The 20,831-nt window shown below is 59.7% G+C and carries 20 protein-coding genes; 10 read left to right on the top strand and 10 right to left on the bottom strand.

Features of this window, described 5'->3' with window-relative positions; genetic code table 11:
• Positions 1–6: 6 nt before the first annotated feature.
• The 3 genes from alg8 to yaaA all read right to left on the bottom strand — a co-directional run bounded on the left by alg8 (position 7) and on the right by yaaA (position 4,501).
• Positions 7–1,488, bottom strand: coding sequence for a mannuronan synthase (alg8, locus tag QLG12_RS19850; protein WP_197869757.1), 1,482 nt, complete (start codon positions 1,486–1,488; stop codon positions 7–9).
• Positions 1,489–1,594: 106 nt separating this feature from the next.
• Positions 1,595–2,911 (bottom strand): UDP-glucose/GDP-mannose dehydrogenase family protein, encoded by a 1,317-nt coding sequence (locus QLG12_RS19845; RefSeq protein ID WP_197869758.1) that lies wholly within the window; start codon positions 2,909–2,911, stop codon positions 1,595–1,597.
• A gap of 810 nt (positions 2,912–3,721) precedes the next feature.
• Entirely contained in the window at positions 3,722–4,501 is a 780-nt protein-coding gene (gene yaaA, locus QLG12_RS19840) for a peroxide stress protein YaaA (RefSeq protein WP_236193186.1), read from the bottom strand.
• A gap of 138 nt (positions 4,502–4,639) precedes the next feature.
• Here yaaA and QLG12_RS19835 point away from each other — a divergent pair, with 138 nt between their 5' ends.
• The 6 genes from QLG12_RS19835 (at position 4,640) to QLG12_RS19810 (ending at position 9,937) form a co-directional block, all read left to right on the top strand.
• Positions 4,640–5,764 (top strand): polysaccharide deacetylase family protein, encoded by a 1,125-nt coding sequence (locus tag QLG12_RS19835; RefSeq protein WP_282475111.1) that lies wholly within the window; start codon positions 4,640–4,642, stop codon positions 5,762–5,764.
• A gap of 349 nt (positions 5,765–6,113) precedes the next feature.
• Positions 6,114–7,508, top strand: coding sequence for a PhoH family protein (locus QLG12_RS19830; protein ID WP_011332563.1), 1,395 nt, complete (start codon positions 6,114–6,116; stop codon positions 7,506–7,508).
• Positions 7,509–7,693: 185 nt separating this feature from the next.
• Entirely contained in the window at positions 7,694–8,167 is a 474-nt protein-coding gene (gene moaC / locus QLG12_RS19825) for a cyclic pyranopterin monophosphate synthase MoaC (protein WP_007957321.1), read from the top strand.
• Positions 8,164–8,406 (top strand): molybdopterin converting factor subunit 1, encoded by a 243-nt coding sequence (moaD, locus tag QLG12_RS19820; RefSeq protein ID WP_197869761.1) that lies wholly within the window; start codon positions 8,164–8,166, stop codon positions 8,404–8,406. The genes moaC and moaD overlap by 4 nt, the downstream gene beginning before the upstream one ends.
• A 3-nt stretch (positions 8,407–8,409) precedes the next feature.
• Positions 8,410–8,862, top strand: coding sequence for a molybdopterin synthase catalytic subunit MoaE (moaE, locus tag QLG12_RS19815; RefSeq protein ID WP_064382452.1), 453 nt, complete (start codon positions 8,410–8,412; stop codon positions 8,860–8,862).
• Positions 8,863–9,160: 298 nt separating this feature from the next.
• Positions 9,161–9,937: an ABC transporter substrate-binding protein gene (locus QLG12_RS19810; RefSeq protein WP_011332566.1), complete on the top strand. Its 777-nt coding sequence runs from the start codon at positions 9,161–9,163 to the stop codon at positions 9,935–9,937.
• Positions 9,938–10,045: 108 nt separating this feature from the next.
• Here the strand turns inward: QLG12_RS19810 and QLG12_RS19805 are convergent, their stop codons facing one another.
• The 5 genes from QLG12_RS19805 to QLG12_RS19785 form a co-directional block, all read right to left on the bottom strand.
• On the bottom strand, positions 10,046–10,687 hold the full coding sequence (locus QLG12_RS19805; protein ID WP_007957327.1) for a PAS domain-containing protein: 642 nt from the start codon (positions 10,685–10,687) through the stop codon (positions 10,046–10,048).
• Positions 10,688–10,780: 93 nt separating this feature from the next.
• On the bottom strand, positions 10,781–11,908 hold the full coding sequence (locus tag QLG12_RS19800; RefSeq protein WP_197869762.1) for an FAD-binding oxidoreductase: 1,128 nt from the start codon (positions 11,906–11,908) through the stop codon (positions 10,781–10,783).
• A gap of 14 nt (positions 11,909–11,922) precedes the next feature.
• On the bottom strand, positions 11,923–12,867 hold the full coding sequence (locus tag QLG12_RS19795) for an ornithine cyclodeaminase family protein (RefSeq protein WP_282475110.1): 945 nt from the start codon (positions 12,865–12,867) through the stop codon (positions 11,923–11,925).
• 124 nt (positions 12,868–12,991) lie between these two features.
• The gene (gene rhlB, locus QLG12_RS19790; RefSeq protein WP_197869764.1) at positions 12,992–14,470 is read right to left on the bottom strand and encodes an ATP-dependent RNA helicase RhlB; all 1,479 of its coding nucleotides are present in this window, start codon (positions 14,468–14,470) and stop codon (positions 12,992–12,994) included.
• Positions 14,471–14,566: 96 nt separating this feature from the next.
• The gene (locus tag QLG12_RS19785; protein WP_197869765.1) at positions 14,567–15,223 is read right to left on the bottom strand and encodes an alpha/beta fold hydrolase; all 657 of its coding nucleotides are present in this window, start codon (positions 15,221–15,223) and stop codon (positions 14,567–14,569) included.
• A gap of 467 nt (positions 15,224–15,690) precedes the next feature.
• Between QLG12_RS19785 and QLG12_RS19780 the strand changes: the two genes are divergently transcribed.
• From QLG12_RS19780 to QLG12_RS19765, 4 genes are all read left to right on the top strand, one after another.
• On the top strand, positions 15,691–16,722 hold the full coding sequence (locus QLG12_RS19780) for an amino acid ABC transporter substrate-binding protein (RefSeq protein ID WP_064382445.1): 1,032 nt from the start codon (positions 15,691–15,693) through the stop codon (positions 16,720–16,722).
• A 65-nt stretch (positions 16,723–16,787) separates the two neighbouring features.
• Complete coding sequence (locus tag QLG12_RS19775; protein WP_236193180.1) at positions 16,788–17,969, top strand: amino acid ABC transporter permease; 1,182 nt, start codon at positions 16,788–16,790, stop codon at positions 17,967–17,969.
• A 10-nt stretch (positions 17,970–17,979) separates the two neighbouring features.
• Complete coding sequence (locus QLG12_RS19770) at positions 17,980–19,077, top strand: amino acid ABC transporter permease (RefSeq protein ID WP_011332573.1); 1,098 nt, start codon at positions 17,980–17,982, stop codon at positions 19,075–19,077.
• 11 nt (positions 19,078–19,088) lie between these two features.
• The gene (locus QLG12_RS19765; protein ID WP_007957337.1) at positions 19,089–19,853 is read left to right on the top strand and encodes an amino acid ABC transporter ATP-binding protein; all 765 of its coding nucleotides are present in this window, start codon (positions 19,089–19,091) and stop codon (positions 19,851–19,853) included.
• Positions 19,854–19,905: 52 nt separating this feature from the next.
• On the opposite strand, the gene QLG12_RS19760 is transcribed toward QLG12_RS19765, so the two are convergent.
• Entirely contained in the window at positions 19,906–20,397 is a 492-nt protein-coding gene (locus QLG12_RS19760) for a type II TA system antitoxin MqsA family protein (RefSeq protein WP_197869766.1), read from the bottom strand.
• A complete protein-coding gene (locus QLG12_RS19755; protein WP_074691191.1) occupies positions 20,394–20,705 on the bottom strand; it encodes a type II toxin-antitoxin system MqsR family toxin in 312 nt (103 codons plus the stop codon). The genes QLG12_RS19760 and QLG12_RS19755 overlap by 4 nt, the downstream gene beginning before the upstream one ends.
• Positions 20,706–20,831: the final 126 nt, after the last annotated feature.

Below are 20,831 nucleotides of genomic sequence, written 5' to 3'. Positions count from 1 at the left end.
GGCAGGTCAGACCATCATCAGCAGCACGGCGACGAAAATGCTGCCGGCGGAGAAGGTCATGGTCCGAGACGACCAGGTGTTGAACCAACGTTGAAAGCTGGCGAGATCACGGGTCAGGGAAGTGGGTTGGCGAGTCCAGGATTGTTGGTCGAGGCGGAAGAACACGTAGATCTTCACCAGCGCACCGACGATCTGGTTGTAATAGAGAATCGCCGGGTAGGCCGGACCGATCCGGTGGCCTGAGCAGGACAGCAGCAGCGTCAGGATCAGACGGGTGATGCCGATCCACAGCAGGTAAACCAGGATGAACGCGGTGCCGTACTTGAAGCTGGCGATGATTGCCACGGTCAGGCCGAGCAAGGATGTCCACATCGAAACGCGCTGGTCGAACAGCACCACCGAGGTGAAGACGCCGAGGCGTTTCACACCCAGGCCCAGCGCTCGCGAGTTCTGCCGCAGGTTGTTGCCGTACCAGCGGAACATCAGTTTGCGGCTGGCCTTGATGAAGCTCTTTTCCGGCGGGTGTTCAACGGTGTTGATCGCGGCGTCCGGCACGTAAAAGGTGTCGTAGCCCAGACGCATCAGGCTGAACCAGCTCGATTTGTCGTCGCCGGTCAGGAACTTGAACCGGCCCAGACGCCAGTGTTGCAGCGAGTCACTTTCGACGTCGGCGATGAATTCCGGGTTGGTGACCACGGTGGCGCGGAACACCGACATGCGCCCGGTCATGGTCAGCACGCGCTTGGACAGGGCCATCGAGCACATGTTGATGTGGCGCTGGGCGAAACGCAGCTTGTGCCACTCGCTCATGATGTAGCCGCCACGCACTTCGCAAAATTCGTTGGTGGTCAAGCCGCCGACGTTGCCGAACATCTGGAACCACGGCACGGTTTTACGCACTACGCCTTCGCCGAGCACGGTGTCGCCATCGATCACGGCCACCACGGCGCGGTCGTCCGGCAGGTGACGGGAGATCGCGCGGAAACCATAGGCCAGGCCATCGCGTTTGCCGGTGCCGGGAATGCGTACGAAGTCGAGTTTCACGCGGTCTGGCGGATTCATCCGCGCCCACAGTGCCTTGACCAGCAGCTCATCGGACATTTCCACGATGGAGCAGACCACGGTGGTCGGCAGTTCGCAGTCGATGGCTTCGCGGATCACCGAGCTGTAAACCTGCGCGGTGGTCAACGCGTCGATGCGGAAACTGGTGACCATCAGAAACACATGGGACGGATCCGCCGCCTTACCCAGCTTGCGAACCTTGCGGCGCAGGTGCGGGTAGACGATGTAGAGAAAAATCATGCCGCGTACAAAGTGCGTGGCACCCATCGAATAGCGCCAGATACCCACGGCGCCAATCAGGAAAATGAAGTCCTTCGACTCGGAGTCGAATGTGGACGTGGGCAGCATCAGGGCCAGGCCCATCAGCAGGCTCAGAAACAAAAGCCAGCCGGCAGATTGCAGAAAAAAATGTTTGAGCTTGGACATGACCGTCATCCGAAGGTGATGGGAGCTTTAAGCGACAAGCTTCAAGCTTCGAGCTGCAAGTGAAACGCTTTGGCTTGCAGCTCGAGGCTTGTCGCTTAGGGCCGAGTTACCAGCAGATGCCTTCGGTGCGGCTACCGGCGCTGGTGGCCTTGGACATGAAGCCCACCAGGTCGATCACCTGCTTGCCCTGCGGCGCTTCTTCGGCGAGGGCGCGGAACTTCTCGTCGCGGTTGCCGAGGATGATCACGTCGGAGTTGTCGATCACCGAATCGAAGTCCGCGTTGAGCAGGGACGATACGTGGGGGATCTTCGACTCGATGTAGTCCTTGTTCGCGCCGTGGACACGGGCGTACTGGACGTTGCTGTCGTAGATGCTCAGGTCGTAACCCTTGCCGATCAGCATCTCGGCCAGTTCCACCAGCGGACTTTCGCGCAGGTCGTCGGTGCCGGCCTTGAAGCTCAGGCCGAGCAGGGCGACTTTGCGTTTGTCGTGGCTTTCAACGATGTCGAAGGCGTTCTGCACTTGCGATTCGTTGCTGCGCATCAGCGAGTTGAGCAGCGGCGCTTCGACGTCCAGGGAACCGGCGCGGTAGGTCAGGGCGCGCACGTCTTTTGGCAGGCACGAACCGCCGAAGGCGAAGCCCGGGCGCATGTAGTACTGGGACAGGTTGAGGGTCTTGTCCTGGCAGACCACGTCCATCACTTCGCGGCCATCGACGCCCACGGCTTTGGCGATGTTGCCGATCTCGTTGGCGAAGGTCACTTTGGTCGCGTGCCAGACGTTGCAGGTGTACTTGATCATCTCGGCGACGGCGATGTCCTTGCGGATGATCGGTGCGTCGAGTTCTTCGTACAGCGACTGCAGAACGTCGCCCGACGCCTTGTCGAGTTCGCCGATGACGGTCATCGGTGGCTGGTCGTAGTCGGCGATCGCGGTGGATTCGCGCAGGAACTCAGGGTTCACGGCAACACCGAAATCAACGCCGGCTTTCTTGCCCGAGCAGTCTTCGAGAATCGGGATGACAACGTTTGCGACAGTGCCCGGCAGAACGGTGCTGCGCACGACGATGGTGTGACGGGTGGACTTTTCACGCAGGACAAAACCGATCTCGCGGCACACCGCTTCGATGTAGTTCAGTTCCAGGTCGCCGTTCTTCTTGCTCGGTGTACCGACGCAAATCATCGACAGGTCGGTGTCGCGAATCGCCTCGGCGAAGTTGGTTGTACCGCGCAGACGGCCGGTCTGGATACCTTGTGCCAACAGCTCACCCAGGCCCGGTTCAACAATGGGAGATTTGCCAGCGTTGATCATGTCGATCTTGTCTTTGGCAACATCGACGCCCACCACGTCGTGGCCCCGAGCAGACAGGCAACCGGCACATACTGCGCCAACGTAACCCAAACCAAATATGCTGATGCGCATCGCAATTACCTCTGTATATATCAGGCCTTAGAGGGCCGGAGTTAATGGTGTTCAGCGTTCATTAGTGCACTCGAAAGTGCGGCATACAGGCGCCACAATGCCGTGTGCAGGCATACTAAGTTTCGAGTGTCTAAATAAGTGCACTCAAGATGTGCGTAACCAGGCCTTGTTGTTATGACGTGCCCTGTTATGCAGCCGATCTTCTTTGGAGAAGACTCTTGTGCAATCGTCTTGCGCGCTCGATGTCAGGATGAAAGTCCCGTAAATCAAGCGGTTGGGTGCTCAGGCGAGCACGTTTATAAGGGCGCGGCCATGGCCTTTGTAGGGGATATTAATGGTGCTTATCTCCTGTCCATCGTCTGTTTTGAGACTAGTTAGTCATCTAGGCAAGTTGCTGTGACAACTTGGTTACATGGCTATCTGCTCCGCGTAAGTTATCTCGTACAAACTCGGCGAGAATCGTTACCGGTGGTATGAGCTATGCATTCGGACGAAGTTCCTGTCCGCTCATCGCGAAATCTGAAATTTCTTGAAATATTGTCAGAGATGGCACCAGTATCAATTTGATAGCAGTTTCGTTTTCGACCTTTAATAACAGGCGAAAAATCACGTTAGATAGTTTTGTGCCACTACGGTGAAAAAATTTAGGTGCCACTACTGAAAAAAATGATCAGTGTCGAGTGAAACTAATCTTAGAAAAGACAGGGAGGTTTTTTTGGCGCCAGTAAAATGGCGAAATGTGGCGAGGGTTTTTTGACATCGTGCGAGCTGCACGACTCTCCATATAAAGAGTCGTGCATTAGGCATGCTTTATTCGGGGGCGTGATCGCGTAGAAACACCAGATTATCCGGTTTCGATTGCTCGGCGCTGTAGCGATAACCCTGCACATCGAACTGCTTGAGCAGGGCCGGATCGTTGATTTTTTGCTGGATCACGAAGCGGCTCATCAGGCCCCGGGCTTTCTTGGCGTAGAAGCTGATGATCTTGTACTGGCCGTTTTTCAGGTCCTTGAATTCGGTGTTGATGATCCGCGCGTTCAACGCTGTGCGTTTGACCGCCGAGAAGTATTCGTTGGACGCCAGGTTCAGCAGCACGTCATCGCCCTGGTCGGCCAGCGCTTCATTCAGCCATTCGCTGATGCGCGTGCCCCAGAAGGCGTACAAGTCCTTGCCTCGGGCGTTGGCCAGTTTGGTGCCCATTTCCAGGCGATACGGCTGCATCAGGTCGAGCGGCCGCAGCAGGCCGTAAAGGCCGGAGAGCATGCGCAGGTGCTGTTGCGCGTAGTCGAAATCGGCTTCGCTGAAGCTCTGGGCGTCGAGCCCGGTGTAGACGTCGCCCTTGAAGGCCAGCAGTGCCTGTTTGGCGTTTTCCGGGGTGAACGCCGGTGTCCAGCTGCCGAAACGCGCGGCGTTGAGGCCGCCGATCTTGTCGGACACGTGCATCAGTTCGCTGATCTGCGCCGGGCTCAGCTCGCGCAGTTGCTGGATCAGTTCCTGGGAATGGTCGAGGTATTGCGGCTGGGTGAAGCGCTGGGTCGCCGGCGGTGTTTCGTAATCGAGGGTCTTGGCGGGGGAAATCACCATCAGCATGAAGTCGTCTCCTTTAATCGTGGGGGCGATTCTAGGGGCTTGGGACGGATGACTCCAGCTATCAAGTCCATAGGTGATCGGCGGTTTACCAGCCGGATCGGCTATAGTGCCGCGCGGGTTTTGTTATGGAGACGCCCTTTGCGCATTGTTCTTTTCTTCACCGCGTGGCTGTTGAGCGTCGGTGCCGTTGCGGCGCCGGGCGATATCGCGACGCTGGATCGCAGCACCTGGCCGGAAAAGCTCGACAATCCGACCCTGTTCGACGTCGCCTCGCGGGCGGAAATCCTGATGTTCGCCCGGAGTCTGCTCGGCACCGAAGCGCTGGACGAAGCGGCGCTGGCCCAGCGCCTGGGGCTGCGCACGGTCAATCTGGATGCGATCAACAGTCTGCGCGAACGCCTGTGGCAGCGTCTGCTCGCCAACTACAACTTCGCCCAGCAAAGCTGCGATCAGGATGCCTCGTTCTGCTTCCTCGTCGAAGACCTGCCGACCCTGCGCGAGCAGGCTGCCAAATTCGTGGTCAGCGATGAAAGCTATTACACCAAATGGGCCGAACCGAGCCGGATCTTCCACCTGCAATACCTTGATGAGCTGATGCGCAAGGCTGCGCTCTCGCCGCAGACCAGCAGCGAACTCGATCATTTCGGAGACTACGAGCGCAACGGCGACGACATGCACGACCGCCTGTTTCTGCTGAGTTTCGACAGCGCTGCCAACCTGCAACCGGACAACACCGACTGGCTCACCGAGTACCTGCGCAAGTCGAACCTGAGCGGCACCTTTTTCATGCTGGGCAAGGATGTCCAGGCGCGGCTGGCCGACCGTTCCGTCAGCAGCCTGCAAGCGGCGTTTTCGCAGCAGTGCGTCGGCGTGCAGGGCTGGGAGTTCCGCTCCCACAGCCACTGGCAGGACTGGCAGGATTCGGTGCGGCGCAGTGCCGATCTGGTCCGCAACAAGCTGCCGGAAAACTACGTGCCGCTGTTCCGTCCGCCGGAAGGGCAACGTCGAAGCGATGCCCGTGGTTTCTTCAACAGTCAGGGCCTGCAAGTGGCGTTGTGGGACATCGATGCCCAGGACGGCGCCGGCAAGCTCAAGGGCGCTCCGAGCGCGCAGCGGGTGCTGACCCTGATGCTGTTGTGGCGGCACGGGGTGATCAATTTCAACATGAAGCAGGATGCGGTGAAGACCGCGTTGCCGTGGCTGATCACGCAAACCGCGCAAAGCGGTATCGGCTGGGAAGACTGTCAGGACGCGTTTCGCTGAAAAACGGCAAGAGCCCGGAAACATTGGGCCTGGGGTGATTTTTTTGCGGAATTTGATGCGGGCGGACTTCCGACTCTAACGGGGGCAGGGCGGTCCGCCAAGGGCTTTTCGTCACTTTGCAAAATAAACTTCAAAAAAGCGTCAAAGTGCTTTTTTCTGTCACGGGTTTTGGAGTATTACGAAGTCAGACCGCCGAAACCTGCAACACAGGTGGCGTCTTCCAAGACCCATTTTGTGTGCGGTTCACCTGCTATCCCGACAAAAGCTGTGCAGGTGGATTCGGCAGTCACTTCGAGGCGCAGCACCGCCGAGGTATTGCGTCGAATGGCTCCCACAAAGGTGACCGAGTATGGATGATCACGGACGTAGCCCTTCCTCCAACCAGCCAATCCTTTATGTACTCGATACCAACGTACTGATTCACGATCCGAACGCCCTGCTGAATTTCGAAGAACACCACGTCGCGATCCCGATGACCGTGCTTGAAGAGCTGGACAAGCTCAAGAGCGGGCATCACAGCGTGGCCGCCGAGTGCCGTCAGGCGATCCGGCTGATCGACAAGACCTTGGGCGATGCCTCACCCGATGACGTCGAACAGGGCGTGCCGATCCAGCGCGGCAAGGGCGGCCCGAAGGGCTTGCTGTCGATTCTGATGAGCAAACAGGCCGAATCGAACCTGATTCTGCCCGAGCATCTGAACGACAACAAAATCATCAACCAGCTGATCGACCTGCACACCCGCGAACCGAGCAAACCGGTGGTGCTGGTCACCAAAGACATCAACATGCGCCTCAAGGCGCGCGCCTGCGGGATCGACGCCGAGGACTACAGCACCGACCAACTGGTAGACGACGTGTCCCTGCTGCCCAACGGCTATCACAACATGACCGGCTCTTTCTGGGACCGCGTGAGCAAGGTCGAAACCCGTCAGGACCACGGCCGCACCTGGCATCAGGTACAGCTGATCGACAACCTGCCTGCCGTGCACATCAACGAGTTCATCATCGATGAGCAGGGCTTCGTCGGCTGGATCAAGGAGATCGAAGAGGACAAGCTGCTGATCCTCGACCTGCACCAGGAACCGCTGCTGCACCAGGAAGCCTGGGGCCTCAAGCCACGGGACATCTATCAGAGCCTGGCGCTGTACGCGCTGCTGGATCCGGACATTCACCTGGTCAACCTGTCCGGCGCCGCCGGCTCGGGTAAAACCATTCTGGCGCTGGCCGCTGCGATCGAGCAGACCATGGTCAGCAAGCGTTATCGCCGCATCATCGCCACCCGCAGCGTGCAGGGCCTGGACCAGGAAATCGGCTTCCTGCCCGGCACCGAAGCGGAAAAAATGGAGCCGTGGCTGGGCGCCATCACCGACAACCTTGAAGCCTTGCACATGGATGACGAAAACACCCATGGCAGCGTCGACTACATCCTCAGCAAAGTGCCGTTGCAGTTCAAATCGCTCAACTACATTCGCGGTCGCAGCTTCCAGCAGAGCCTGATCCTGATCGACGAATGCCAGAACCTCACGCCGCACCAGATGAAAACCATCATCACCCGGGCCGGCGCCGGTTCCAAAGTGGTGTGCCTGGGCAACCTGGCACAGATCGACACCCCTTATCTGTCCGCGACCAGCTCCGGGCTGACTTACCTGACCGAACGCTTCAAGGATTTCCCCAACGGGGTGCACATCACCCTGCAAGGGGTGCCTCGCTCGATTCTGGCCGAATACGCCGAATCCCACCTCTAAAAGCAGCCAGGAGCCACAAGCTACAAGCGGCAAGTTGCAAGCGCAGGGAGTGTTTCTCTCTTGCCTTGTAGCTTGCCGCTTGGCGCTTGCAACTGCTTAAATGCAGCCATTCCATACCTACAGACTACTGCGCTTTTCACTTGCCGCTCGTAGCTTGCCGCTCGCAGCTGCCTCAAGGAGGCCCCGTGCTGACTCATCTCGATTCCCAAGGTCGCGCCAACATGGTCGACGTCACCGAAAAAGCCGTGACGTTCCGTGAAGCGACGGCCCAAGCGCTGGTGCGCATGCTGCCCGACACCCTGCAGATGATCGTCAGCGGCGGCCATCCCAAGGGCGACGTGTTCGCCGTGGCGCGCATTGCCGGCATTCAGGCCGCGAAGAAAACCAGTGACCTGATTCCCCTGTGCCATCCGTTGATGCTGACCGGCGTCAAGGTCGAACTCAGTGCCGAAGGCGACGACGCGGTGCGCATCGTGGCTCGCTGCAAATTGTCCGGGCAGACCGGTGTCGAGATGGAAGCACTGACCGCCGCCAGCGTCGCCGCCCTGACCATCTACGACATGTGCAAGGCCGTGGATCGTGGCATGACCATCGAAAGTGTGCGTCTGCTGGAAAAGGTTGGCGGCAAGAGCGGGCATTTCCAGGCGGAGCAGCCATGAACCTGACCGTGAAGTTTTTTGCCCGTTACCGTGAGGCGCTGGGCGTGGATTCGGTGACGGTCGAGGGTGATTTCGCCACCGTCGATGATGTTCGTGCGTTGCTGGCGCAGCGTGAGGGCGCCGCCGTGCTCAGCGAGCAGAACCTGATGTGCGCGCGCAACGAAGACCTCTGCCAGCTCGATGAGCCGGTGGTCGATGGCGACGAAGTGGCGTTTTTCCCCACTGTGACCGGAGGCTGAGCCATGCGCATTCGGGTGCAGTCCGAACCGTTCGATCCGGGCGCTGAAGTCAACGCGATGCATGCGGCCAATGTCGGCGTCGGCGCGGTGGTGAGTTTTGTCGGCTACGTGCGCGACTTCAACGATGGCCTCGATGTCGCCGGGATGTTCCTCGAACACTATCCGGGAATGACCGAAAAGGCCCTCGGCAAGATCGCCTTGGAGGCCGAGCAGCGCTGGCCGCTGTTGAAACTGGAAGTGCTGCACCGCATCGGCGCGCTGGAACCGGGCGAACCGATCGTGTTTGTCGCTGCTGCCAGCGCCCACCGCCAGGCCGCGTTCGATGCCTGCGCCTTCGTCATGGATTACCTGAAAACCCGCGCGCCGTTCTGGAAGAAAGAGAACACCAGCGACGGCCCGCGCTGGGTCGAAGGCCGTGACAGCGATCATGCGGCGGCGGATCGCTGGAAGCAGTAAACCCCGCGGTGCCCCTCACTCCGTCATCGCCAGCAGGCTGGCTCCCGCTTTGGAATGCGTTCCCCGGTGGGAACGAGCCTGCTCGCGATGGCTTCATCCGCAACGCTGCTATTTCCCGTCCTTCCTCCCGACCACCGGCCGGATGCAATGCCATTAGCCTGATTGACGATTTGTACATGAAAGTCCAATATGGATTTACAAGTACAAAAACAGCCTCATGCTTGAAGCTACAGGCTTGCCGCTTGCAGTTGCTCTTCTTCGTCTTGCCAAACCAACAACAACCCGCGAGAGAACGAACATGAAGAAATTTCCCCTCATTACCGGTCTGGCGCTGAGCCTGTTGGCGTGCAGCAGCGCGTTCGCCGCCGAGAAAACCCTGCGCATCGGTATCGAAGCGGCGTATCCGCCCTTCGCCTCGAAAACCGACAAGGGTGAAATCGTCGGTTTCGACTACGACATCGGCAATGCCCTGTGCGCGCAAATGCAGGTCAAGTGCGTGTGGGTCGAGGGTGAGTTCGACGGTCTGATTCCTTCCCTGAAAGTGAAGAAAATCGACATGGCGCTGTCGTCCATGACCATCAATGAAGACCGCAAGAAGTCGGTGGACTTCACCCACAAGTACTATTTCACCTCGTCGCGGCTGGTGATGAAGGAAGGCGCGAGCGTCGATGACCAGTACGCCAGCCTCAAGGGCAAGACCGTCGGCGTGCAGCGTGCAACCACCACCGATCGTTACGCCACCGAGGTGTTCGAGCCCAAGGGCATCAACGTCAAGCGTTACGGCAACAACGAAGAAATCTACATGGACCTGGCGGCCGGGCGTCTCGATGCGATTTTCGCCGACACCATTCCGCTGACTGACTTCCTGTCGATGCCGCGCGGCAAGGGTTACGCCTTTGTCGGGCCTGAGCTGAAGGATCCGAAGTACGTGGGCGAGGGTGCGGGGATTGCGGTGCGCAAGGGCAACACCGAACTGGTCAGCCAGTTGAACACTGCCATCGATGGCATTCGCGCCAGTGGCGAGTACCAGAAGATTTCCGAGAAGTATTTCAAGTCGGACATCTACGGCGACTGATCGTCCGCCATCGCTGGCAAGCCAGGTCCCACAGAGATTTTCGGTGTACACAAAACCTGTGGGAGCTGGCTTGCCAGCGATGAGGCCGTCAGATTCACCGCAAAATCTTCAGCCCTTCAATTCCTTCAAATGCTTGTACACCGTGGCCCGCCCCATGTTCAGCACATTGGCCACATAGTTCGAGGCGCTCTTGCCCTTGAACGCCCCTTCGGCGTGCAGCGCCAGCACCAGTTCGCGTTTGTGATCGCGGGTCAGCAGATTCAGGCTCAGTTGTCGTTCGCGCAGCCAGGCGTGCAGGAATGTGTTGATCCGTTCCTGCCAGTCATCGCGAAACAGCGAGTCCGGTTGCGGGATCAGTTTGCTCGGCGAGAGAAACAGATCCAGCGCAGCCTTGGCATTCTCGAACAGTGAAATATTCAGGTTGATGCACAGCACCGCCAGCGGATGACCTTCGCTGTCGCGCAGCACGGTGCTCAGGCTGCGAATCTTCTGGCCGTCCCAGTTGAGCTTTTCGTACGGACCGATGTTCCGTTCGCTGACGTCGTCGCTGAGCATGTCTTCCAGCGACGATTCATCGCCGATCACCCGTTTCGACAGGTTGTTGGCGATGTAGTCGACCTTCTGCGTGCGCAGGTCGTGCAGCACCACTTCGGCGTGGGGAAAGAACAGCGTGGCGATGGCGTCGGCTATGGCGTGGTAGTTGTCCAGCGCGGCGTCATGCAGCTCGGGCGTGTGTTCGGGGGCGGTCATAACTGTGGAGCTCCAGGCAACGTCAACGCCCCCTTGATCCGGGGGCGTTGCGAGTGTGCCGCAATCCGTCGGGCGCGTCATCCGGGTGGTCGGTCAGGCCAGGCGGGCAGGGGCGAGCATGGCGGCTGTCAGGCCGAATTGCTTGAGGTGTTCGGGCAGCGATTCGCCACGCACCAGCGCTGCGCTGGCCATGCCCATCGCCGGTGAGGTCTGGATACCGTAACCGCCCTGGGCCGCGACCCAGAACAGCCCCGGCACCTGCGGATCGAACCCGGACAGCAAATCGCCATCGGCGACGAAACTGCGCAGCCCGGCCCAGGTGCGGGTCGGGCGGCGGATGGTCACGGTCGTCGCTTCCTCGATCTGGTAAATGCCCATGGCGATGTCCAGTTCTTCCGGCTGCACGTCGTGCGGTTCGACCGGGTCGGCATTGGCCGGTGAGCCGAGGAACATGCCGGCGTCGGGCTTCATATAGAAGGATTCGTCGAGGCTGACCAGCATCGGCCAGTGATGAATGTCCACGCCTTCGGGGCCGGCGAAGATGAACGCCGCGCGACGTTTCGGTTGCAGGCCCAGCGGCCGGGCGCCGGCCAGCGCACCGATCTTGTCGGCCCAGGCGCCTGCTGCGTTGATCACGATGGGCGCGCTGAAGGTCTGGCCGTTGGTCTGCACTTGCCAGATGCCGTCGGCATCGCGGCTCAGTCCGATCACTTCGCAATCGGTCTGCACCTGACCGTTGTTGCGACGGATGCCGCGCAGATAGCCCTGATGCAGCGCATCGGTATCGATGTCGCTGGCGGTCGGGTCGTAGATCGCGCCATGGACTTTCTCCCGGCGCAGGATCGGCAGCCGCGCGCAGGCTTCATCCGCGCTGAGAAGCTGCATTTCCGGCACCGTGGCTTTGGCGCTGAGGTACTGATTGTTCAGCTCGGCGGCGTCACCCGTGAAGTCGACAGTCATTTCTCCGCGTGGAGTCAGCAGCGGGTGCTCGCAGAAGCCGCTGGGCGGATGGTCGAAGAATTCGCGGCTGGCTTGGGTCAGCGCCCGGACCTGCGCTGTGCCATAAGCAGCGGTGAACAGCGCAGCCGAGCGCCCGGTCGAGTGATAAGCCGGGTGCGACTCGCGCTCCAGCACCACGACCTTGCCGTGTTGCGACAGCCAGAAACCGGTGGAAGCGCCGGCAATCCCGCCGCCGATGATGATGAAATCTGCATGACTCATGAAAATCTCCGGTGTCAGCGCTGCAATTGATAGACGGCGTTGGCCAGGGCAATGTCTTCCAGACCCAGACCGATGGAGCGGAAAAACACGTGGCGGTGGTAATCGGGGCGCTGCACTTTTTCGCTGAGCAGATCCGCCAAGTCACCGATGATCGCGCCGCTGTCCCAGCCATGTTGTTCGCGGGCGATCAGCATCTCGCCGGCCGAGCCCGGGGTGGTCAGACGATAGTCGCAGAACACCTGCATGTCGTTGAGGCTCTGTGGCGGCACTTCATGGGCGCGCGGTGCGTTGGTGCTGATCGAGGTGATCAGCGCCGGTTTGCTCAAGGTTGCCGGGTCGATCACGGGGCCCGCGGACGAGGTGCAGAGCATGATCACATCTGCGTCGGCGATGGCGGCTTCGCGGCTTTCGGCGATGCTCACCCGTGGATCGAGGGCTTGCAGTTGGCGGGCGGTTGCCGGGGCTTCGCTCAAGGTGGGCGAGTACACGTTGATGCTCTGCCAGTCGCGCAACATCCTGACGTAATGCAGGTGCGCCTGGGCGACCTTGCCGCTACCAATGATTGCCAGCCGCGTGGCTTTCAACGAGGCGAGGGCATCGACCGCCACGGCGGTGGTCGCAGCAGTACGGGCGGTGGTCAGTTCGCCGGCATCGCAGAGCAGCAACGGTTGACCGGTCTGCATCGACATCAGCAGTGTCCACGCCGTCACCAGCGGGCCTTGTTCGCGAACGATGTACGGCGAGGTCTTGACCCCGTACACGCCGTCTTCGGCCAGCACGCCCAGATAGTTGATGAAGTCCCCAGCGCCCTGGGGCAATTCCACCAGTTGCTGCGCCGGTTGCACGGCGTGCCCGGCCGCCAGATTACGGAACAGCTTGCGCAGGATCTGCGGCACATCGATCCGGGCCAGCAGCTCGCGGGCCTGGGTTTGGTCGATCACGTAAGGCGTACTGGACATGCCGGACTCCGAAGACTGTTTATAAACTAATTTGTCTATTATGGACTTTTAGTTTTGTTGAACAATATCCGGGCGAAAAAAAAGCGCAGTCCGTTGCCGGCTGCGCTTCTCGTTTTGGCGGCGCTTACTGTGGACGCTTGCGCTCAACTGCCCGCAATAGATGCGTCGGGGGCGTTTCACAGCTGATCTTGCGACCGAGTTTTTCTTCGATGGACGGCAACTGATAGGAGTCGTCTTCACCGGCGAAGCTGATCGACACGCCATCGGCGCCGGCCCGACCGGTACGGCCGATGCGGTGCACGTAGTCGTCCGGAACTTCCGGCAGGGTGAAGTTGATCACGTGGCTGATGCCGTCGATGTGGATGCCGCGACCGGCCACGTCGGTGGCGACCAGTACCCGGATCTTGCCTTCGCGGAAGCCTTCGAGCGTCTTGATTCGCTTGTGCTGCGGCACGTCGCCGGACAGTTGCGCGGCGTTGATGCCGTCGCGCACCAGGCGTTCTTCGATACGGCGCACTTCGTCCTTGCGGTTGGCGAACACGATGACCCGCTCCCAGCCGTTATCGTTGACCAGGTTGAAGAGCAGTTTGTATTTGTCGGCACCCGCCACCGCGTAGATGTGCTGTTCGACGTTTTCGTTGGCCACGTTGGTGACTTCGATTTCGACGATCGCAGGATCGGTGGTCCACTGCTTGGCGAGGTTCATCACGTCATCGGTGAAGGTCGCGGAGAACAGCAGGGTCTGGCGTTCGCTTTTCGGCGGGGTCTGGCGAATGATCTGCCGGACCTGCGGGATGAAGCCCATGTCGAGCATGCGGTCGGCTTCGTCCAGCACCATCACTTCGACCATGTCCAGGTGCACGTCGCCGCGCTGGTTGAAGTCGAGCAGGCGGCCCGGGGTCGCGACGAGGATGTCGCAATGGCGCGCTTCGAGGTGCTTGAGCTGTTTATCGAAGTCCATCCCGCCGACGAACGTCATGACGTTGAGGCCGGTGTACTTGGTCAGGTCGGCGGCGTCCTTGGCGATCTGCACCACCAGCTCGCGGGTCGGCGCGATGATCAGCGCCCGGGGCTCGCCCATGTAGCGCTCTTTCGGCGGCGGGGTCTGCAGCAGCTGGGTGATGATCGAGATCAGGAACGCGGCGGTCTTGCCGGTGCCGGTCTGCGCGCGGCCGATGGCGTCTTTGCCGGCGAGGGTATAACCCAGCACCTGGGCCTGGATCGGCGTGCAATACGGGAAACCCAGGTCGTGGATGGCGTGCATCAGTTCCGGGGCGAGCTTGAAATCGTGGAAGCGGGTCTTGCCTTCCTGCGGCTCAACGACGAAGTCTTCGAGTTTCCAGGGAATCACCGGCGCCTTGGGCTTGGGTTCGCGACGTGGTCTGGCCGGTTTCGGTGTTTCGCTGCGGGCCGGCTCGGTGGCGGGCGCGGCAGCTGGAGCGGGTTTCGGTTCTTGCTTTGGGGGCGTGGCGGGCGTCTGGCGGTCGGCCTGGCTGGCATCTTTGCGATGACCGGGGGCGTGCGACGGCGCAGTGGAGACTGGCGCGAGCTGCTCAGCCTCGCTTTTACCGAACATTTTCTTGAGTGCTTTGAGCACGGTCATCTCATCAATTGGTTAAGGAATGTACGCCGGCCAGTGTAATGCAAGAAACGGGCGCGGCGTAGTGGGATGATCAAAGGGCGAGCCTTGTCGCAATTGTCAGCGCAGGCGTTCGCTCAACCATGTGCCGATGTCGCGAATTTCTTCGGGTAACACTTCGTGCTCCATTGGGTATTCCTGCCATGTCACGGTGACACCATGGGCCTTGAGGTACTCATAAGCCGTGCGTCCCATCGAGTTCTGCACCACGTTGTCGAACTGGCCGTGCAGCGCCAGCACCGGAATCCGCTGCTGGCTGGCGGACAGCTCCAGTTCATCGCTGAAGGTCGGCGCGTATGTCGATAATGCCAGCACCCCGCCCAACGGCCCCTGCCATTTCAGAAACGCGGTGTGATAGACCACGGCGCCGCCCTGGGAAAAACCGGCGAGGAAAATCCGCGAAGCGTCTATTCCGCTGCTTCGCTGTTGTTCGATCAAGTCGATGATGCGGTCGGCGGATGCTTCCAGCTCATCGCGGTCGATCGCCCGGGCCGGGCTCATCGCCTTGATGTCGTACCAGCTCGGCATGGCATATCCGCCATTTATCGTCACCGGACGCGTCGGCGCCTGGGGCAGGACGAAACGCGTGCTCAGCAGGCTTTCCTGAAGCGCTTCGGCCACCGGCAGGAAGTCGTAGCGGTCGGCGCCGAGGCCGTGCAGCCAGATCACGCAGGCGTCTGCGGGCTTAACAGGCTGAAGAATCAAGGGCTCGGTCATGGCTGCTCCAATTGTGTGCGGGCGCTCTCATTGAGTGCGTGATTTGCGTGCGCGCCCGGTTGATCCGTTAAGAAGATGTCGCAAGGCTGCAAGTTTTGCTATTGACCTGTCACTCAATCGCTTCAGCAGCCGGTGTGGTACGGGCTTTGCTATGAGGTAGTCGTGCAATCGATCTCGCGCCTGGCGGTAACACTATCAGTGAACGCCTGGCGACGGGATAGCAAAGAATCCGGTGATGGATGTTCGCCAATGGCCGCAACGGGCTTAGCGAACGTGAAAGGGCTACCGCCCGTTCGGCCGACTGGTGAGAAGTGAGTTGTCCATGATGTGGATTGTCTCCTACTAGACTCATAGCGAAGGTCCTGCGTCGGTTGACCCCAAAAAAAGCCAACACGGGTCAACAACGCCTCAAAAGGGTGCGACTGGACTCAAGCTCCGACACAACAAGAGCAAAACTGGAGGTTTGAATGAAGATGTTGAAATCCACGCTGGCGATCGTGACTGCTGCTGCAGTACTGGGTGTCAGCGGGTTCGCTCAGGCGGGTGCAACCCTGGATGCAGTGAAGAAGAAAGGATTCGTGCAGTGCGGCGTCAGCGATGGCTTGCCAGGCTTCTCGGTTCCGGATTCCACCGGCAAGATCGTGGGTATCGATGCTGACGTCTGCCGCGCCGTGGCCGCTGCCGTGTTCGGCGACGCGACCAAGGTCAAGTTCAGTCAGCTGAACGCCAAGGAGCGTTTCACTGCGCTGCAGTCGGGCGAGATCGACATCCTGTCCCGAAACACCACCATGACCAGCTCCCGTGACGCGGGCATGGGCCTGAAATTCCCGGGCTTTATTACCTACTACGACGGCATCGGCTTCCTGGTAAACAACAAGCTGGGCGTGAAGAGTGCCAAAGAGCTGGACGGTGCAACCATCTGCATCCAGGCCGGTACCACCACCGAGTTGAACGTTTCCGACTACTTCCGCGGCAACGGTCTGAAATACACCCCGATCACTTTCGACACCTCCGATGAAAGCGCCAAGTCGCTGGAATCCGGTCGTTGCGACGTGCTGACTTCCGACAAGTCCCAGCTGTTCGCCCAGCGCAGCAAGCTGGCTTCGCCGAAGGACTATGTAGTTCTGCCGGAAACCATTTCCAAGGAACCACTGGGCCCGGTCGTGCGTAACGGCGACGACGAGTGGCTGGCCATCGTGCGTTGGGTTGGCTACGCGCTGCTGAACACCGAAGAAGCAGGCATCACTTCGAAGAACGTCGAAGCTGAAGCCAAGGCGACCAAGAACCCGGATGTCGCTCGTATGCTCGGCGCAGACGGCGAATACGGCAAAGACCTGAAACTGCCGAAGGACTGGGTCGTACAGATCGTCAAGCAAGTCGGCAACTACGGCGAAATCTTCGAGAAAAACCTCGGCAAGAGCACTCCGCTGGAAATCGACCGCGGCCTGAACGCGCTGTGGAACAACGGCGGCATTCAATACGCACCACCAGTGCGCTGATGGTTCTGTCACCCGGCAGGCCAACTGCCGGGTGACGTTCTGTTCCATTATTTCCGGGGCACTTCATGCAAAATTCAATCGGCGCACCAAAGCAGAGGCTCAGCCTCAGCGATCCACGAGTGCGTGCGTGGGTATTTCAGATCATCACCATCGTGGCGGTGGTCTCCCTGGGCTGGTATCTGTTCGATAACACCCAGACCAACCTGCAACACCGGGGTATCACTTCGGGGTTCGACTTTCTCGAGCGCAGTGCCGGGTTCGGCATCGCTCAACACCTGATCTCCTACACCGAAGCGGACAGTTATGCCCGGGTGTTCGTCATCGGCCTGCTCAACACGCTGCTGGTGACCTTCATCGGTGTGATCCTGGCCACGATCCTCGGCTTCATCGTCGGCGTGGCACGTCTGTCGAAGAACTGGATCATTTCCAAACTGGCAACGGTGTACGTGGAGGTTTTCCGTAACATCCCGCCACTGCTGCAGATCCTGTTCTGGTACTTCGCGGTGTTCCTGACCATGCCGGGGCCGCGCAACAGCCACAACTTCGGCGACACCTTCTTCGTCAGCAGCCGTGGCCTGAACATGCCGGCCGCGCAAATGGCCGACGGCTTCTGGGCGTTCGTGGTCAGCATCGTGGTGGCCATCGTCGCCATCGTGCTGATGAGCCGCTGGGCCAACAAGCGCTTTGAGGCCACTGGCGAGCCATTCCACAAGTTCTGGGCAGGCCTGGCGTTGTTCCTGGTGATCCCGGCGCTGTGCGTGCTGATCTTCGGTGCACCTGTGCACTGGGAAATGCCGAAGCTGCAAGGCTTCAACTTTGTCGGTGGCTGGGTGCTGATTCCGGAACTGCTGGCCTTGACCCTGGCGTTGACGGTGTACACCGCAGCGTTCATCGCCGAGATCGTGCGTTCGGGCATCAAGTCGGTCAGCCATGGCCAGACCGAGGCAGCGCATTCGCTCGGCCTGCGCAACGGCCCGACCCTGCGCAAGGTGATCATTCCGCAAGCGCTGCGGGTCATCATCCCGCCGCTGACCAGCCAATACCTGAACCTGGCGAAGAACTCCTCGCTGGCGGCCGGTATCGGTTATCCGGAAATGGTTTCGCTGTTCGCCGGCACCGTGTTGAACCAGACAGGTCAGGCGATCGAAGTCATTGCCATCACCATGAGCGTGTACCTGGCGATCAGTATCAGCATTTCCCTGCTGATGAACTGGTACAACAAGCGCATCGCGCTGATCGAGCGGTAAGGAATAGCGCATGAGTACTCATACTTTCAAACCCGATATGCCACCGCCGGCCAAGGTCTTCGGCCCGATGGCGTGGATCCGCGCGAACATGTTCTCCAGCTGGCTCAATACCCTGCTGACCCTGTTTGCGTTCTACCTGATCTACCTGGTGGTACCGCCGATCCTCAGCTGGGCGATCCTCGATGCCAACTGGGTCGGCACCACCCGCGCCGACTGCACCAAGGAAGGCGCTTGCTGGGTCTTCATTCAGCAGCGTTTCGGCCAGTTCATGTACGGCTACTACCCGCCGGAACTGCGCTGGCGCGTGGACCTGACCGTGTGGCTGGCGGTCATCGGCGTGGCGCCACTGTTCATCAAGCGCGTGGCGCACAAGGCGGTGTACGGCCTGAGCTTCCTGGTGGTCTACCCCATCGTTGCCTGGTGCCTGCTGCATGGCGGCGTCTTCGGCCTCGACACCGTGGCGACCAGCCAATGGGGCGGTCTGATGCTGACCTTGGTGATCGCCACTGTCGGCATCGCCGGTGCGTTGCCGCTGGGGATTGTCCTGGCGCTGGGCCGGCGTTCGAACATGCCGGCGATTCGTGTGGTCTGCGTGACCTTCATCGAGTTCTGGCGCGGCGTGCCGTTGATCACGGTGCTGTTCATGTCCTCGGTGATGCTGCCGCTGTTCCTGCCCGAAGGCATGAACTTCGACAAGCTGCTGCGGGCGCTGATCGGCGTGATCCTGTTCCAGTCGGCGTACGTCGCCGAAGTGGTGCGCGGCGGTCTGCAAGCGATCCCCAAAGGCCAGTACGAAGCCGCGGCCGCGATGGGCCTCGGTTACTGGCGCGCCATGGGCCTGGTGATTCTGCCGCAAGCCCTGAAGCTGGTGATTCCCGGCATCGTCAACACCTTCATCGCGCTGTTCAAGGACACCAGCCTGGTGATCATCATCGGCCTCTTTGACCTGCTCAACAGTGTCAAGCAAGCCGCTGCCGATCCGAAATGGCTGGGCATGGCCACCGAAGGCTACGTGTTCGCCGCCCTGGTGTTCTGGATTTTCTGTTTTGGCATGTCGCGCTATTCCATGCACCTGGAACGCAAGCTCGACACTGGCCACAAGCGTTAGGAGTTTTTTCGATGAGCGAAGCAATCAAAAAGCCAGTGGGCCCTGAAGGCATCATTCAGATGCAGGGCGTGAACAAATGGTACGGCCAGTTCCACGTGCTGAAAGACATCAACCTCAACGTACGTCAGGGCGAGCGTATCGTGCTGTGCGGTCCGTCGGGTTCCGGCAAGTCCACCACCATCCGCTGCCTCAACCGTCTGGAAGAGCACCAGCAGGGCCGCATCGTGGTCGATGGCGTGGAACTGACCAACGACCTCAAGCAGATCGAAGCGATCCGTCGGGAAGTCGGCATGGTGTTCCAGCACTTCAACCTGTTCCCGCACCTGACCATCCTGCAGAACTGCACCCTGGCGCCGATGTGGGTGCGCAAGATGCCCAAGCGCAAGGCCGAGGAAATCGCCATGCATTACCTGGAGCGCGTACGCATTCCGGAGCAGGCGCACAAGTATCCGGGGCAGCTGTCCGGCGGTCAGCAGCAGCGTGTGGCGATCGCTCGCGCGCTGTGCATGAAGCCGAAAATCATGCTGTTCGACGAACCGACCTCGGCACTCGACCCGGAGATGGTGAAAGAGGTGCTCGACACCATGATCGGCCTCGCCGAAGACGGCATGACCATGCTCTGCGTAACCCACGAAATGGGCTTCGCCCGCACCGTGGCCAACCGCGTGATCTTCATGGACAAGGGCGAAATCGTTGAGCAGGCGGCACCGAACGACTTCTTCGACAATCCTCAGAATGATCGTACGAAGCTGTTCCTGAGTCAGATCCTGCATTGAGATCTGATGAATAAAACCAACCCGGCCTTGTGCCGGGTTTGTTTTTTGGGAGTCAGGAAACGGTGAGAGCTTCTTGTTCTTTGTGCTCGGTGAACTTGAAGGCGTTCCTCAGATCCGCCCCTTCACCCAGGGCTTTCGCATCGGCGAGCAAGTGCGGATAGCGATCGAGCAGGCGCATCAGCAGCATCAACGCCTTCGGCGGAAGCACTTCGCCGCGCTCATAGCGGGAAAATGCGTTGTGTCCGCCACCAGAAAGCAGTCGCACCGTTTCTTTTTGCGTCAGGTGCAATTTGCGCCGGATGCGCTTCATCTCGTTACCGATCATTTGTCGGGCAGCAATCACCAGATCATCACCGGCTTGCGTGTAGCGTTCTGCACTATCGGTATCGGCGTCCCACTCGACCTCACCGCATTTGCGACATTCCCAGCCAGCAAGGTCATCGATACGACGTTCCATGCCTTTGACACTGATGGTTTCGCCGCGGCCCTCGAAATGTGTCATTCCCTCACGTGCACCGCAGCTGAAACATTGCCGGGTCTTCATTGGTTTTTCTCCTTGAAGGAGATTACCGGTGGGCCACCTTCGGGGCGGTATGTCACCTTGATGTAAATCTCCAGATCGTGTGAGTGCGTGTGATAAACGTCTTGCCAGACTCGATGATCGTCATAGGTGGTCATCGACTTGTACAACATCCTGTTCTGCAGTTCGAAAACGATTTCTTGCATCTCTATGATGCTGAAGCCGAGATCCAGTCCGGTTTTTTCTGCGCTCTTGGTGAATGCCTGTCTTCCCCGTCGCCTGACCTCAGCCTTGATCACCACCAAGTCGTAATGGGGTGTGTTCTTTTCCATAAGAAACCAAAACCCTGTCCCTGAAATTACCCTTAAAGGGTAATTTTGACCAATCGAAAATCCCGCTCCATTTGCCCCTCTCTGACCCTAGGTGGTTGCCGTCCTACACGGAGCTGACTAACATGT

Origin of the sequence: Pseudomonas sp. V88_4, from assembly GCF_029967985.1 — a bacterium.
Classification (GTDB): domain Bacteria; phylum Pseudomonadota; class Gammaproteobacteria; order Pseudomonadales; family Pseudomonadaceae; genus Aquipseudomonas; species Aquipseudomonas glycinae.
This window is presented reverse-complemented; position numbering and strand designations above follow the sequence as displayed.